Raw genomic sequence first — 16,183 nt, forward strand, 5'->3', positions numbered from 1 at the left:
GAATCCCGCCTAATATCGAGGATAAATTCCCCCCTTTTCTACTCGAACTTGTAGCTCTTTGACGTTAAATACTGACAGGTCGAGTAGTGCATCTCTAAGTTCTATCCTCTCCCTATTTAAGAGCATAGTTGCCTCATTCACCTTCCGACTTAGTTCCTGAGCTTTTATCGAACGAAACGATCCTTTGCCCATTCCTTCAGAATGAATAATCTCATCCTTATTCCAAACTGCTGCATCAATTTCATTGTTCTTAAGCATCTCCATCATCTGCATGTAGTTCACTTCAATTAGCTGAACATCAATACCTTCTACTTCATACTCCGTTAGAAGATGCTGATCAGCTGAAGAATAATCAATACCTACCCGCATGCCGTTTTGAATACGCTCTGTTTTAGAGTCTGAAAAAAAGATTTCATGTCCGGAAACATATGAGTTATTTCCAAATGTTTTTGCCATTTCGATACGAGCGTCATTCCGAACAGCAAGCTCAGCTGCAAGCCTTGAAACAATCACAAAATCATATCTTCCAGCTTTCAATGCCTCTATTCTATTCGATGAGCCTCTCATGAAAGCCAAATTAAAAGGTATTTTCATCATTTCAAGCACCTGAACTAAACCAGTAGCAAGGCCTTCATATTTTCGCGAATATGGTAAAGGCATTGCCCCCATAACAGAACCAAGTCCTGCAATATCCCAAAGCAGTTCTCGATCCGTTCTAACAAGAAACGTACCAAGGTGTCCTCTTGCTTCAAGAACAATAGCTCCTATTTCTTCGAGTAGACGTAAGGCTCCCTGAATTGTCCCCCTTCCAAGTGATGTTTCTGTAACAAAATCACTTACGCGAGGAATACGGCTTCCTGGCTCGATCGCTATTAGATTAGCTGCAATTCTCCTAGCTGCCAGTCCATTCTTGCTGTATAATTTCTCCCATTTGCCTTCCATATCCTCACCTCAATATACAATTTTTCGTATTTTCACTATATAGAATAACTCAAAACTACAAGTTGATCAATGAATATTCTGAAAAAAAGACGAAAAGAGAGAGATACTCTCTCTCTCCTTACATCCCAACAAACTCCTTCTTCCTCTCTCGAAACACCGTCCAATTCTTAAATCCAATCTCCTTCAGCTTTGTTCGAACTTCTTCAAATTCTTCTCCAACGCGTGAAGGCCAATGAGCGTCAGATCCGAAAGTAACTCCCACACCATAATGGCAAGCCATTTCGAGCATGTCATTCGCTGGATACCAACCGCCGCAGTCTTTATGCTTACCAGATGTGTTGATTTCAATCGTTGACTCAAGCTCTCCAAGTCGCTTCAATGCTTTTTCGACTTCAGGTGTTTGGACGTTTGCGAAGTCTGGATAAAATCCCTTCATGGCATCAATATGGGCTAGAATATCGAAGACGCCGCTTTCAGCTGATTCTACGATTAGCTTGTAATAATGCTCTTTTTCTTTGCGAATGTCTTCTTCAATTAAATTTTCCCAACGACTTTTATCAAAGATGTTAGTTCCATTACTAAAATGAACAGAGCCAATTATGTAGTCAAACGGGTACTGATCATAAATGCTTTTATATAACGGGTAATGCTCTCTAAAAAAGTCAGATTCAACACCAAGCAAAACGTCAATCTTGCCACGGTACTTTTCCTTAAGCGAGAGCACTTCTTCTACATAAGAAGCGAACTCACTCTTAGCCATAGCAATGCGAGGCAACGCTCGATCCTTCTCACTTGCAAAAAACGGTGAATGATCAGAAATTCCGATCATCTGCAAATCATTTTGGATTGCTGCTTTTATGTAATCTTCAATTCCTGCTTCTGCATGACCACATCGTTCATGGTGCGTATGGTAATCAAATTTCATCGTACCGCTCCTTCCCAATACATGTAAGTCGTAATATCGTTATCCTACCATATTTGTCTTATAAGAGTTGACTTTCACGCAATGTATTTACAGAAAATTCATACTCACGATCTATATTTTTGAAAATTCTCACATAATTAAATTGACATCGTTTTCATAATTAAGTAAAGTTAAATCATAATGAAGAACGACGTTCCTTATTAAGGAACAAGAAGGAGGCAGTTTATGCAATCACAATTGGATGTCGTCACACTCGGTGAAACCATGATTCTTTTTGATGCCGCTTCTACCGGCCCTCTTCGATATACGAATCAGTTTAACAAGCGAATCGGCGGGGCTGAATCAAACGTAGCGATCGGTCTTTCAAAGCTTGGTCACTCTGTTGGCTGGATCAGTAAGCTGGGCGATGAAGAATTAGGTCATTTTACGTTAAATGCCATTCGTGGCGAAGGGGTCGATACAACGAATGTCCTTATGGACCCTGAAGAACAAACGGGCTTATATGTTAAAGAAAAGCGAACAGATCGCAATCAAGTTTACTATTACCGCAGTGGTTCCGCTGCAAGCACTATGACTACAGCAGACATCAACTGGGACTACATAAAAAGGGCGAGAATCGTTCACTTAACTGGCATTACTCCTCTGTTGAGTGAATCTTGTTATGAGCTAGTGAATGAGGTTTTTCACTTTGCTAAAAAGCATCAGATTACGGTTTCATTTGATCCTAATATTCGAATGAAACTGCTAAAGAATATTCCAAATGGAAAAGAGAAATTGCTAGACCTCGCAAGACAAGCGGATATTCTTCTTCCAGGACTAGACGAAGCTGAACAATTGGTAGGTACAAGTGATCCTGATGAAATCATTTCATTTTTTCTAGCCTCTGGCGTTCAGAAAATCGCGATAAAAAACGGAGCAATTGGGACCACCTTTGCCACAGCAAATGGTGAGAATGGATTTGTGAAAAGCTATCCTGTCTCTAGAGTGAATGATCCCATTGGAGCAGGAGATGGTTTTGCTGCAGGGGTTCTCTCTGGCCTTCTGAAGGGGAAACCATTTCAAGAATCTGTTGATCTTGGCTCATTAATTGGTTCCATCGTTGTTTCTGTATTTGGCGATATTGAAGGGCTTCCAACGATTCAAGAAATTGAATCTTTAAATGCAACGAAACAGGATGTATTAAGATAAAAGGAGTGGGAGAATGAAACAGGCGATCTTAACAAAAATGATTGACGGTGGTGTTGTAGCCGTCGTTCGAAAAATTGACCGAGATAAAGTGATGCAAGTGATTGAAGCGATTGTAGATGGTGGTATTAGTGGAATTGAAATCACACTTGATTCGGATGGGGCACTTGATGTGATTCGCGAAGCAAATCTTGCATTTAAAGGTCAGGCAGTTGTTGGGGCAGGTACGGTTCTTGATGCGCAATCAGCAAACATGGCGATTCACGCTGGTGCCGAATTCATTTTCTCTCCAACAATGAATACAGAAACCATTTTGACCGCTAATCGATATGGTAAAATTGTGATACCAGGTGTATTCACGCCGACAGAAATACTGCAAGCCCAACAAGCTGGGGCAGATCTTGTGAAAATTTTCCCTGCAAGCGTACTTGGACCAACTTTCATTAAGGATGTGAAAGGCCCTCTCGCTCACGTGCACATGATGCCAACCGGCGGAGTAAGTCTTTCAAATACAGAAGAATATATACGAGCTGGGGCAGCTGCCGTAGGTGTTGGTGGCTCCCTATTACGAAAAGATTTAATCGCAGAAAAGCGATACAGCGAACTACAATCCCTCGCAAAACAATATTGTGATGAAGTACAAAAAGGCCGACATGCCCTTGTCAATTCGAATTAAATCGTTCTGATTGTCGTGATCGGTCTAGGAAAGGAAGATGTTATGATTCAGTCTGTCGATCGATCACTTCAAATTTTAGAACTATTGAAAGAAAAACCAGAAGGAATGGGCATTACAGAGCTCGCTAACAAGCTTGATGTGGCAAAAAGCACGATTCATCGACTTGTTTCTACCCTTGAGTCACACCAATATATCCAGCGCTCAGCTGATCAAACATCTTATCGACTTGGGTTGAAATTCATTGAGATGTACCATGTGGTTGTCGATGAGTTAAATATTTTAGAAGTCGCGCGGAATGTTCTTGAAGAATTAAGTGAACGAACTTCAAAAATCGCTCACCTTGTTATGATCGAAGAAGATCATCAAGTCATTTATCTTGATAAAGTGGAGACACAGTCCACGATTCGGATATACTCTCGTACTGGGCGAAAAGCTCCGCTTCATTGCACAGGTGTAGGGAAAGCGATCTTAGCATATTCGAGTGATAAGCAACTAAACGATTTCCTTTCAACTAAAGAGTTATTTAAGCTAACAGATCGGACCATCACGGACGCTACAGAATTTCAAAACGAATTAGAAAAAGTTCGTCAAAATGGCTTCGCTATTGACGACGAAGAACACGAAGAAGGCATTCGCTGCATCGCTGTTCCGATCTTTGACCATCTCGGAAGTGCAACGTACGCGATCAGCATTACAGGCACCGTTCCTCAAATGTCAGAAGAGCGTTTAGCTGAATATTTACCCATTCTGAAGCAAGCCGGGAAAGAAATATCGAGAAGACTCGGGTATAAAGGAAGCCGATAGGAGTTGTCCTATCGGCTTATGATGGTGCCTGTCACTCGCGGTTTATGTCGAATCCCCCTCTCCCCTTACTATCCAACCTTTCTCCCATGTCCATCGGTCTGTTTTTAGTAAATTCTGATATTTTTCATTCAATCCGTTTACTATCCTCCGTTCCTTATGTATACTAAAATCGAAACGTTTCACTAATTTTGAAAGGAAGTGGATTCATGAGAAAATTTCTTTTGTTTTTTCTTGTAGCAGCCATTGTTTTAACCGGATCCTTGCCAGTCGCTAATGCTGAAAGTTCTACCAAAGGAAAGAAGCATGCCTTTTCCAAACAATTGAAAGCGATTTCAAAGAAGACGTATCGGTACTTTGAAGATTTCACGGATGAAAAGACTGGATTAACGTATGATGCCGTTCGAATGAAGAATGGTGAAAAGACAGTACAAGACTTTACATCACCAACAAACATCGGCATGTATTTCATGAGTACAGTATCTGCTCAAAAAATTGGGATAATTTCAAGAGATGAAGCAGTCCACAGGATTCAAACTACACTTCAAACATTAGAAGAACTCGAGACGTGGAATGGTTTATATTATAACTGGTACTTCACTAAGGATGGTTCACTTATGACCGACTGGGGTGAGTTCATCTCAACCGTTGATAACGGCTGGCTATCCGCAGGTTTAATCGTAGCCGGACAAGCTTATCCTGAGTTAAATGATCAAACAAGTGAATTAGTGGAAGCGATGGACTATTCTAAGCTCTACGATTCAGAGGTTGGCCAAATGCGCGGAGGGTACGATGTAGCAACTGAAAGTGTTACAGAGCATCACTACGGAGCGTTTTATACAGAACCACGCCTTGCGAGCTATATCTCGATTGGTAAAGGAGACGTTCCTGTAGAACATTGGTGGAAAATGTACCGGACAATGCCTGCAAGCTGGGATTGGCAATCTCAAGTACCAGAAGGCTATACCAAAACATATGATGGCATTGATGTATTTGAAGGTCACTATACATACAATGACCAAAAGTATGTACCAAGCTGGGGAGGTAGTATGTTTGAAGCCTTAATGCCGGGTCTTGTCTTGAAAGAAAAGGAACTTGGTCAAAACGCACTTGGGTTAAATAATCAAGAGCATGTTGATATCCAAATCGAATATGCCAAAGAAGAGCTTGGCTATCCTGCATGGGGATTATCTCCTGCCGCAACTCCTGAAGACTATTCCGAATTTGGCGCAACTCCTCTTGGTATGGACGGTTATAGTGCAGAAGGAGCAATTGTAACACCACACGCGTCTTTCCTTGCATTAGAATACGCACCTAAAGAAGTGTACAAAAACTTAAAAACACTTAAAGACTTTGGTACTTACGGGAAATACGGCTTTTATGATTCAGTTAATGTCCTAACTGGAGAAGTAACAGAAGCGTACCTCGCGCTTGATCAAGGAATGTCTATGGTTGCGATCGCAAACTACTTGGAAGATGGCATTATTAAGGAATACTTCCATAAAGATGACATTGGCGAAAAACCAGAAGATTTATTAATAAAAGAGAATTTCTCAATTAAATAAGGTAAAAATAAACCGGGATATCGAAACGTATCGATATCCCGGTTTCATTATTTTATTCCACAATTACCTCAAAGGTTACATCATAACCAAATTTCAATGGTGTTCATGCCGCTATTCAAATACTTTTCTGCAACTGCCTTTCGAACAACCATTCCGCCCTCACGATAACGATTAGAGCTAAGAGCTGTTTCAACTCGCTGACCGTTAATATGAACTTTTCTTTCTTCATTTGTTAGGTGATACTGAAAAGTAACGTCCATTCCCCAGAACTTGTAGTGCAATTGAAGGCCATCTAATCTAGTAGGAAGAATAGGGTCAAGCACCATGGTTCCATCCTCCTGGCGGATGCCAAGTGCATTTGTTACAAGCTGATTCATATAAATTCCTGGTCCACTTGAATAAATCCGCCAACCGCCTTTCACCGGAACTGATCCGCTTTTAAGATCATCAAACCGATTCTGCGCCTCGTAACGCGTATTGAACTTCCCATCTGAACTACTGAAGTAGGCATTACTTTGTCGTTTCTCTGCGTTTGATACCACATCCGTAATACCAACCGGATTAATAACTTGTAGCCCCTTCCAAACTTCTTCCCTTTGGCCGAGTTTCGCCATTGCCTCAATAAAACGAATATGTGCATGAACATATTGAAGTCCAATTTCTCTTCCAAAGTTCGCTGCTTGCTCCGCTCTTTTGAAATGAGTACTCACTCCACCTTTATAATTCGCAGGCTTATCCATTAATCGAACACCGTCTGGGCATGCGAGCTTTTCTTTAATAATTTGGTAATGATCTACCGCTTCTTCTGCAGATAAAAGCTCACTGATCATGCCTCGAATCATCGGTAATAAACGATAATGGATACCTGTCTTCTTATCCTCTGGATGAAGCATCTTTTCAGGACGCTTTTGATCTTCCATATATAAAAACCCTGGAAGAACTCCTGTATCGAGGAGAAATTTCTGATAGTCGCGTTCAATTCCAAGTGCAAGCTCCTGAAGATCCTTTTTCCATTCAGGTTCTACTAGTGCATCCGCAAACTTACGCACAGCCTGGTAAGTCAGCGCAACCGTCCAACTACTCACCATGTATTTTTTTAATTGAGCGTTCGCAGGCTGAAGGGTATCATCCCAATCCCCATCACCATAAGAAGAAAGGAAGGTATCGTTGAGAAAATGTCGTTTCACATACTCAATCTGTTTTTTAATATGATCCTTTAATGAATGTTTCTTTTCGCTAAATGTAAAATCTTCTCGCAGCGTATATGACAACTCCATATCTAAAATCGTATGATCACCTGTTACAGCAAGGTAGTCAGCGACGACTTTTAGCGGCCAAATCACAACATCCCCATGACTTTCCTCCTGCTGAACAGCCCCATACTCATCAAACATAAACCACTGTGGCCAGTTACCTTCATCTTCATATTGATGAGCGTATACTGTTTGAATGATTTCTTTCACAGAGTCATAATTCTGCGTCGCCATGAAATATTCAGTTGGCCCCTGGCAAACATCTCGTGTTCCCCAAGCTGCCCCAATCGATTGCTCAAGACCTCTCGGAACAGAATAATGTACAAGCATATTGTGCGTGTACCACCAAGCAAGTGCGTTCATTCTGTCTAACTCGGCATTCTTTTCTTTATGACTGAGATGAAACTGATTCATAACCTTTCCTATATAGTCCCGGTAGAGTTTAATTTCAGCACTTGCATCTCGTTCAGAAGGAGCATACTCTCCATCACGTGTCCCCTGTATATGTAATGAGAACTGTTGTGTAGATTGAATTTGAAGCACAACAAGCGAAGCATCCCCTTCTTCAATAGGATGAACGAGTAGACGCTCATCTCCCACTTCCATATCAGTACCGGAGACGGACAACTGATAAGTGAGGTTAGGATTGACCTTTGTACTTTCGGAACTATGTGGTCGGAACGTTAAAACACGACCTTTCTGCTCCACATCATAGACTTCTTCATATTCATGGTTAGCCATTGAGATTTGATTCGTAACCAAATAGCGATATTCTTTACCACTTTTCGAACTCACATCTAACTGCACTTGCTTAGAATCAACGGTTGTAAAATTTGTGATGATAATAGTGTCGTTCTCAAATTTGTAATACCAGCGCGCGTAATTAAATCCCATTTCAAATAATGAAGGCATTGTTAAAAGTCGATAGGTTCCTTCGTATTCCACATACAATCTCTGGCCCGACGTTTTTAGAACATTAAGGGGATTACGCTGATTGCTCATCATCTTATGAAACGATGTATTTCCTAAAGAAATTTGGGAATTGAAGACACCATACATATAGGAAGTTGTCGAAATAACATTCCGATTCAATCGATCATTTTCCCCAGACATCAAAATATGCCCATGTGGCCGTTCGACTAGAAGTTCTTTTTGCTTTAATACGACGTGCTCATACGTATCGGTGAAAAAAGATAGTAGCGCCCCATTCTCACGCTCTTCTTGTTGACGATTAGGGAATAGCTCGTTGATATCTTCCTCTGTCATATCAAGAGATTGAATAGGCTGTCCGACATGATGCTGCACTCGTTCTTGTGCTTTTTCTAGGTGTGGGTCCAATTTAATCGAATCCCAAGAAGCGATAATGTTATCTCGACTAACAGGCTTTGAAGTCGAATGAGGATGATCATTTTGAAATAGTCCATAAAAAGTGAATTCTTTTTCTCCATTTAACTTCACGCGATCTGTTTGAAGAGCTGTATAGGCGAATTCATATTGATAGATTTCATTTGCTAGCGACTCTTCCTTCAACCTTTCTGGTTCATTTGTTTCCTTATAAGATAACCCGAAGAACTGAAAACCATCTGTAGAATAGCCTTTTGTATTCCCGAGAGAACCTTGTTGAAGGTAAGGAAACCTCCCCTGCTGTGGTTGATTTTGACGTGTACAAACGATGTAACCTTCCTCTTCAAAAACGGTATGATCCATATACTGAGACGTGTATGCTTCATTTGTTCGAACACCGCCTTTTTCAGCAAGTCCAAGATCCTGTCCGTATACAACGTCTACTTCAACATCATTTCCTTCAAGCGTGACGTTCCAGAACCAAATATTCTGCTCCGTAAGATGAAAAGCAACGGTATAGTGCACATCCGCAACTTTCCCTCTCCAAATTGCCTCAGACGTTCCAAATTGAAAAGTACTATTGGATTTAGTTCCGATTAAAGGGTATGCGCTAATCCCTTCATTCGTAAACACTCGTAAATATAAATTATTTAATGCACCATCAATAGCATTCGATAGCACTTGATTGATCATAATATTTCCTGTCGTTAATTCATAAAGATCTCCACTTTTTAGAAAAACGGCTTCCATGTCTCCAGCTCGTAAACACGCTTTCCCACGATCGATCATAATCACTCGAGCCTCACTCCTTTACTTCACTAATTTAAATGGCAATTCTTGAACGTCATGACTGTTAGAACCAACGAAAGCAATATAGTTTCCTGGATCACTTTCAAAAGATAAATCACTATGATGATAACGAAGTTGCGCCTCTGTTATTGTAAAGACAACTTCCTTTGTCTCACCGGGTTGTAACGTAATTTTCTTAAAATCCTTCAGCTCTTTCATTGGTCGTACAACCTCTCCAGCGATATCTCTTACATATAGCTGAACGATTTCCTCACCTTCATATAGCCCAACATTTTCAACAGTCACGTGAACGACTAAATCATCTTCACTCATAATAGAATCGGATAGTGTCGCATTACGGTAAGTAAAGTCTGTATAGCTTAATCCAAAACCAAACGGAAATACCGGTTCATTCGGAATATCAAGATATTGCGACACATAGCGAACCTGCGCATCCGGCGCATCTTTCGGACGACCCGTGTTAAAGTGATTGTAGTAAACAGGTACCTGTCCAACTGAATGGGGAAACGACATCGCTAACCGTCCAGATGGATTCGCATCCCCGTAGAGAAGATCAGCAACTGCTGCCCCTCCTTCCGTTCCTGGATACCACGCCTCAAGTAACGCATCAGCTTCCTCAACCACGCCGTGAAGATCAAGCGGCCGTCCATTAAAGAGCACAGCAACAATAGGTTTATTCACCTTCTTCATTTCTGCAATGAGCTCAAGCTGAACATTTGGAAGACGAATGTCGCTTCGACAACCTGCTTCACCACTCATATCTGAATGCTCTCCAAGAGCGAGAACAATCACATCTGCATCCTTCGCAACCTCAATCGCTTCTTTTAACGCTTCTTTTGAGCCATTTTCGATATCGCAGCCTTTAGCAACATGCAAAAGAGAAGAGTCTATTTTTGATAATAATCCTTCCTTTAAAAGAACGGCTTCATCTCCTGATCCTAACCAAGACCACGGGCCAAGAATGTCATTACTCTCTCCAAATGGTCCGATAAGCGCTATTTTCTGCTCTTTCTTTAGAGGAAGCACAGAATCATTTTTTAACAGCACGCTTGATTTCTGAGCAAGCTTTCTTGCCACATGCCGATGTTCTTCGCATAAAACAACTTCTCTTTCCCGTTCAACATCAGCCCCTCTGAATGGATTTTCAAACAATCCGAGCTTCTCCTTCAGACCTAGAATTCGAAGTACAGCTTCATCAATGATCTCTTCATCTATAGCACCTTCTTCGACAAGCTGTGGTAGGTGGTGAACATAAGTTGAGGTCATCATCTCAATATCCACTCCTGCAGCAATCGATTTTAATGCAGCTTCACGCTCATCTTCCGCAACACCATGAGGAATGAGCTCCTTCACGGCCCCCCAGTCAGAGATCACGACACCATCAAAACCCCATTCTTTACGTAATAAATCGCGCATTAACCGCTTATTCCCACTTGCCGGGATGCCATCGACCGTATTAAATGCCGTCATCACCATTTCACAACCCTCATCAAGGGCAGCTTTGTACGCAGGTAAATAATTTTCGCGAAGCTCTCGTTCTGATAAATCAACATAGTTATAATCACGACCGCCTTCAACGGCACCATATGCAGCGAAATGCTTCACACAAGCGGCAACTCGTTCAGCATCGTTTCTCAAATCTTCTCCCTGAAAACCTCTCACAAAAGCCCGTGCATATTCACTATTTAAATGCGGATCTTCTCCAGTCGACTCCATTACTCGTCCCCACCTTGGGTCTCGAACAAGATCAACCATCGGAGCAAAGGTTACGTGAATGCCCGAAACGCCCGCTTCCCGCGCTGCCACTTTTGCGCTTTCTTCTGCAAGGTTCAGATCCCATGAGCATCCAATGGCAAGTGGAACCGGGAAAATCGTTTTATAGCCATGAACGATATCAGACATAAAAAGAAGAGGAATCCCTAATCTACTTTCTTCAAGATAAGTCTTCTGGATATTGCGGATATTTTCCGCTCCGGATGCTCCGAGAACAGAACCACTATGAGGAACCTGCTCTTCATTAAGGTTTAGCTGTTCTAATGGACCCGTTATCTCCCCAGCTTCTTTCGCCCCTTTAAAGAAAGGCGTTGCGAGCTGCATCAACTGAGCTGTTTTTTCATGTATCGTCATTTGACTAAGTAAGTTCTTCAATTCATTAGGTTTCATTTCTTTCCTCCTCACCTTTTATCGAAACGTTTCAATTTTATCTTAGTTGAATTATAAGCATGTCTAAAATAATTAGTCAAAGAGTTAATTTATTAAAATTCTTCATGAAACCATATTAGAAAAGCTTCTAACCACCATTTTCAAATAATTTTAACAAAAGTGTTGAAAGCGGATACACATTTGATTATAATCGAAATATCGAAACGTTTCAATAAGGTTTGTTCGTCAGTCGCAAGTTAGTAGGCATGGAAAATAGAGTGAAAAAGGAGATGGATTGCATGAAGAAGAAAACCGCAGCACTATTGGCTACGTTCTTACTTACAATTTCAATGGTTCTTGGAGCTTGTTCAAACGATGACAGTAGTTCAAGTGATGGCAAAAAGGAAATTACAGTATGGGCAATGGGTGAAGAAGGAAAAAAACTTAGTGAGCTCAGTGATAAATTCGAGGAAGAAAATCCTGACATAAAAGTAAAGGTTCAGGCCATCCCCTGGGAAAACGCCCATGATAAGCTGCTAACGGCTGTCGCTTCCCAAAAAGGACCAGACATTGTTCAATTAGGAACAACCTGGGTACCTGAATTCGCAGATGCCGGTGCTTTACTTGATCTTTCTCCTTATCTTGAAGACTACCCTGAATTTAAGCCAGAGAATTATTTCGAGGGTGCTGCTGATTCCATGACATTCGATGATCAAGTCATTGGCGTTCCTTGGTACGTTGAAACACGCGTCCTCTATTATCGTACAGATTTATTGAAGGAAGCTGGTTTTGAAGAACCTCCTGCAACGTGGGATGAACTGAAAGACGCAGCAACAAAGCTTTCCGATCGTGGAGACGATTACTATGGACTTGATATTGATATGAACGATCAAATCACCCCATTTATTTTTGCATGGCAAAATGGATACGAGATGGACGTTGAGAACAAAGATCTAAACTTCGACAGTACAGAATTCCGCGAAGCAATGAAGTACTATAACAGCTACTTTAAAGAAGGACTCAGTCAAACAGCTGAAGGCGTTGATATTGTCCAGGCTTTCAAAGACGACAAGAAACCAATGTTTTTCAGCGGTCCATGGATGATTAACATTCTGAACGACCAGGCTCCAGATCTTGAAGGCAAGTGGGATGTAGCCGTTATGCCTGAGAAGGAAACAAAGACATCGAGTATCGGAGGATCGAACTTCTCTATCTTCCATAACTCTGAAAATGTGGACGAAGCGCTAAAATATCTTTCCTATATGAACGATGTGGATACACAATTGGAATGGCTTGATGTATCGAACACTCTTCCATCTCGAGTGGAAGCTTGGGAAGACCCTGCTTTAAGCGATAATGAAATGTACGCCACGCTAGGTGAGCAGCTTGAGAATACAGAAGGAGCTCCACAAATGAAGGAATTTGAAGCAATGGCTCAGGAACTACTAGCCTCAATTGAACGAATTAATGTTGGCGGCGCAGATGTAGATAAAGAGCTTGATGAATTTAGCAAAAAAGCAAATGAAATGCTAGAAGACTAATCAATGACGGAGTTACAGGCGAATATCGTCTGAACTCCGTTTTATCGAAAGAAAAGCGCTCTTCAGATAGGTGGGATAACATGCGCAGTATACTAAGAAATGCCTTTCAAGCAAGACATGGACTAATGTTCATCGCCCCTGCAGTTCTCATATTAATTCTCTTCAGTATTGTTCCGATTCTCATCGCATTTTTTATCAGCTTCACGGATCTGAACCTTAAAGGGCTTGCTGACTGGTCAAATATTAGCTTTATTGGATTCGAAAACTATATAGATCTTTTCTCAGACGATCTGTTTCATAAATCTGTTTTTAACACGATTTTCTATGTGTTAATTGGGGTACCACTCGTCATTTTCTTCTCTCTCGGTATCGCCCTTCTATTAAACTACGGAACATCAAAACTGTTTACGTTCTTTCGGGCAGTCTATTACATGCCATCCATTACTAATATTATTGCGATCGCAGTCGTATGGGGCTACCTCTACAATACCGAGTACGGGCTCTTTAACTATATCCTTTCATTGCTCTCTGTCGATTCGATTCCATGGTTAACAGAACCTACGATTGCAAAACTATCACTTATTATTCTTGCCGTCTGGAAAGGAATCGGGATTAACATGATCATCTTTCTTGCCGCTCTTCAAGGCATACCAAAATCTTATTATGAAGCGGCACAAATTGACGGCGCCAATCGGATTCAGGTGTTATTCAATGTCACCATTCCTTTACTGCGATACGCCACATTCTTTGTGACCGTAACAACATTGATTGGTTGGATGCAATTTTTCGAAGAGCCGTTCGTCATGACCGATGGTGGCCCGCTAGATGGAACCATATCAATGGCGCTCTTTATTTACAAAAACGGCTTCCAGTTCAGCGAATTTGGCTATGCAGCAGCTGGCTCATTTGTCCTTTTTATTTTCATTATCATTGTCACGCTTGTTCAATTTAAGGTACGAAAATCGGATACAGAATATTAATAGACAGGATCGGAGTGAAAAGAATGGAATCAAGATCCTTTTTACAAAAAATCGAAAAGCCTTTGGTGACGCTACTCCTCATCGTAGGAGGCGTGGTTGTCTCCATCCCTTTTCTTTGGATGCTTTCAAGCTCGTTCAAGCAAGAAAGTGACGTCTTAAACATACCGCCACAGCTTATTCCAAGTAATCCAACGTTAGACAACTATATAAACCTTTTTCAAAGCTTAAACTTTGGGCTTTATTTGAAAAATACGCTGATTATCGTACTCTTCTCTTTCCTTGGTCTTCTATTAAACGCAATGGCCGGATATGGATTTGCGAAATTTAATTTTAAAGGAAAAGAAAAGATCTTTTATATCGTTCTTGCTACAATGATGATCCCAGCCCAAGTGACGATGATCCCTGTTTACCTTCTATTAAATGAAATGGGGCTAACGAACACAATGACCGGAATCATTCTCCCCGGCCTCGCCGTCGCCTTTAGTATTTTTCTCTTCAGGCAATTCATGACGACGATTCCAACGGATTTAATTGAAGCGGCCCGCCTTGATGGCGCTGGTGAGTTCTATATTTTCTTTAAACTTATTATTCCTATCGCAAAACCAATCTTTGCTGTGCAGGGAATCTTAACATTCATCGGCGCTTGGAACAGCTTCTTATGGCCGTTGATTATCGCAAATGATGAAAGACTATATACACTTTCTGTTGGGCTGTCACTACTGAAAGGACAATATGCAAATAACTACGCCCTCCAAATGGCAGGAGCTGCTATTATGGTCGTTCCGATCGTCATCATCTTCTCTTTCTTTCAGAAATACATTGTGGAAGGATTTACAATGTCAGGTCTTAAATAAAAGTGAGCTAGAAGAAGAAGGGCAAATGATTCACCTGACAATTGCTAACAATTAGTTGTACACTTAAAGTAAACATATTATAAAGTTGTCTAGATAGAGGATGTGAAAAGATGGCAACGATAAAGGACGTAGCAAAACGCGCAGGTGTAGCCGTCTCAACGGCCTCCTACGCCTTAAATAACATAAAAAAAGTTAGTCCTGCAACGGTGAAGAAAGTACAAGACGCCGCCAGAGAACTAAACTATCAAAAAAACGGCTTTGCATCTGACCTAAAGCGAACAAAAACAAATACGATTGCATTGATTCTAAAGGATCTTTCAGGACCTTATTACTCTGAGCTGATTAAGGGCGTTCAAGAAGTAACTATGACAAATGGTTTTGACTTGATCGCCTGTAGCTCAATAGGTGGCGCTCAATCCACTGCGGTAAAATTTCTAACGGAAAAGCGCGTTGATGGGGCAATTATTTTAGCTCACAACATAACTGATGAAATCATCAGTGAAGCAGCTCGTGAAGGCTTTCCTCTGGTCGTACTTGACCGAACATTAAACAATGATCATGTTATTCAAGTAGAGGTCGATAACATTCAAGGTGGTTATCTCGCAACGGAACAGTTAATTCAGAATGGTCACAGGGATATCGCTTATATTAGCGGCCCATATAATTCTCATGACAATCAAATGCGCTTCAAAGGATACGAACAAGCATTAAAGGAACACGAGCTTCGTTTTCAAACGAGATGGAAAATCTCAGGTGACTTCACTAGAGAAGGTGGCTATCGTGCAACAAAAATGCTAATTGCTCAAGGCAATCTGCCCACAGCTGTTTTCTACGGAAATGATGAAATGGCGATCGGAGGTATTCAGGCATTTAACGAAAAGAAAATCTCTGTCCCAGATGATGTTTCCATCATTGGCTTTGATGACATCCAGCTATCGGAATATGTCTCTCCACCGCTAACAACAATTAAACAACCCAAATATGAGGCCGGCGCTCTTGCCGTTCACCTTATCTTCCAGCAGCTTTCACTCGAAAAAGTCGATCGCTATTATAAACTTCCTACAGAACTAGTTGAAAGAAAGTCTGTTGCTAGGAAGGATTAAAATCAAACCACCGCGGGCGTGCCTGCGGTGGTTTTTATGGTGCCTGTCACCCGCGGTTTATG

Annotated in this window: 12 protein-coding genes; 8 read left to right on the forward strand and 4 right to left on the reverse strand. The window is 41.3% G+C overall.

Going from position 1 to position 16,183, the window contains the following annotated elements:
• Window positions 1-9: 9 nt before the first annotated feature.
• The gene (yhfZ, locus tag ABVF21_RS05625) at window positions 10-942 is read right to left on the reverse strand and encodes a GntR family transcriptional regulator YhfZ (protein WP_371017671.1); all 933 of its coding nucleotides are present in this window, start codon (window positions 940-942) and stop codon (window positions 10-12) included.
• Window positions 943-1,060: 118 nt separating this feature from the next.
• Complete coding sequence (locus ABVF21_RS05630; protein WP_303534969.1) at window positions 1,061-1,867, reverse strand: histidinol-phosphatase; 807 nt, start codon at window positions 1,865-1,867, stop codon at window positions 1,061-1,063.
• 225 nt (window positions 1,868-2,092) lie between these two features.
• On the opposite strand from ABVF21_RS05630, the gene ABVF21_RS05635 reads away from it, so the two are divergent.
• The 4 genes from ABVF21_RS05635 (at window position 2,093) to ABVF21_RS05650 (ending at window position 6,094) form a co-directional block, all read left to right on the forward strand.
• Complete coding sequence (locus ABVF21_RS05635; RefSeq protein ID WP_371017672.1) at window positions 2,093-3,055, forward strand: sugar kinase; 963 nt, start codon at window positions 2,093-2,095, stop codon at window positions 3,053-3,055.
• A gap of 13 nt (window positions 3,056-3,068) precedes the next feature.
• Entirely contained in the window at window positions 3,069-3,728 is a 660-nt protein-coding gene (locus ABVF21_RS05640; protein WP_371017673.1) for a bifunctional 4-hydroxy-2-oxoglutarate aldolase/2-dehydro-3-deoxy-phosphogluconate aldolase, read from the forward strand.
• Window positions 3,729-3,770: 42 nt separating this feature from the next.
• Window positions 3,771-4,532, forward strand: a complete 762-nt coding sequence (locus tag ABVF21_RS05645; RefSeq protein WP_194218603.1) for an IclR family transcriptional regulator — start codon at window positions 3,771-3,773, stop codon at window positions 4,530-4,532.
• A gap of 206 nt (window positions 4,533-4,738) precedes the next feature.
• Complete coding sequence (locus tag ABVF21_RS05650; protein WP_371017674.1) at window positions 4,739-6,094, forward strand: glucoamylase family protein; 1,356 nt, start codon at window positions 4,739-4,741, stop codon at window positions 6,092-6,094.
• A gap of 80 nt (window positions 6,095-6,174) precedes the next feature.
• Here the strand turns inward: ABVF21_RS05650 and ABVF21_RS05655 are convergent, their stop codons facing one another.
• Both ABVF21_RS05655 and bglX read right to left on the reverse strand, forming a co-directional pair.
• Window positions 6,175-9,480, reverse strand: coding sequence for a GH36-type glycosyl hydrolase domain-containing protein (locus ABVF21_RS05655; protein WP_371017947.1), 3,306 nt, complete (start codon window positions 9,478-9,480; stop codon window positions 6,175-6,177).
• Window positions 9,481-9,501: 21 nt separating this feature from the next.
• On the reverse strand, window positions 9,502-11,664 hold the full coding sequence (gene bglX, locus ABVF21_RS05660; RefSeq protein ID WP_371017675.1) for a beta-glucosidase BglX: 2,163 nt from the start codon (window positions 11,662-11,664) through the stop codon (window positions 9,502-9,504).
• Window positions 11,665-11,942: 278 nt separating this feature from the next.
• On the opposite strand from bglX, the gene ABVF21_RS05665 reads away from it, so the two are divergent.
• The 4 genes from ABVF21_RS05665 to ABVF21_RS05680 all read left to right on the forward strand — a co-directional run bounded on the left by ABVF21_RS05665 (window position 11,943) and on the right by ABVF21_RS05680 (window position 16,121).
• Window positions 11,943-13,184, forward strand: coding sequence for a sugar ABC transporter substrate-binding protein (locus ABVF21_RS05665; RefSeq protein WP_303534975.1), 1,242 nt, complete (start codon window positions 11,943-11,945; stop codon window positions 13,182-13,184).
• A gap of 80 nt (window positions 13,185-13,264) precedes the next feature.
• Entirely contained in the window at window positions 13,265-14,164 is a 900-nt protein-coding gene (locus ABVF21_RS05670) for a carbohydrate ABC transporter permease (protein WP_371017676.1), read from the forward strand.
• A 23-nt stretch (window positions 14,165-14,187) separates the two neighbouring features.
• Window positions 14,188-15,018, forward strand: coding sequence for a carbohydrate ABC transporter permease (locus tag ABVF21_RS05675; RefSeq protein WP_371017677.1), 831 nt, complete (start codon window positions 14,188-14,190; stop codon window positions 15,016-15,018).
• Window positions 15,019-15,128: 110 nt separating this feature from the next.
• Entirely contained in the window at window positions 15,129-16,121 is a 993-nt protein-coding gene (locus ABVF21_RS05680; protein WP_371017678.1) for a LacI family DNA-binding transcriptional regulator, read from the forward strand.
• Window positions 16,122-16,183: the final 62 nt, after the last annotated feature.

The organism is Pseudalkalibacillus sp. JSM 102089, from assembly GCF_041366475.1.
GTDB classification, from domain to species: Bacteria; Bacillota; Bacilli; order Bacillales; family Guptibacillaceae; genus Guptibacillus; species Guptibacillus hwajinpoensis_B.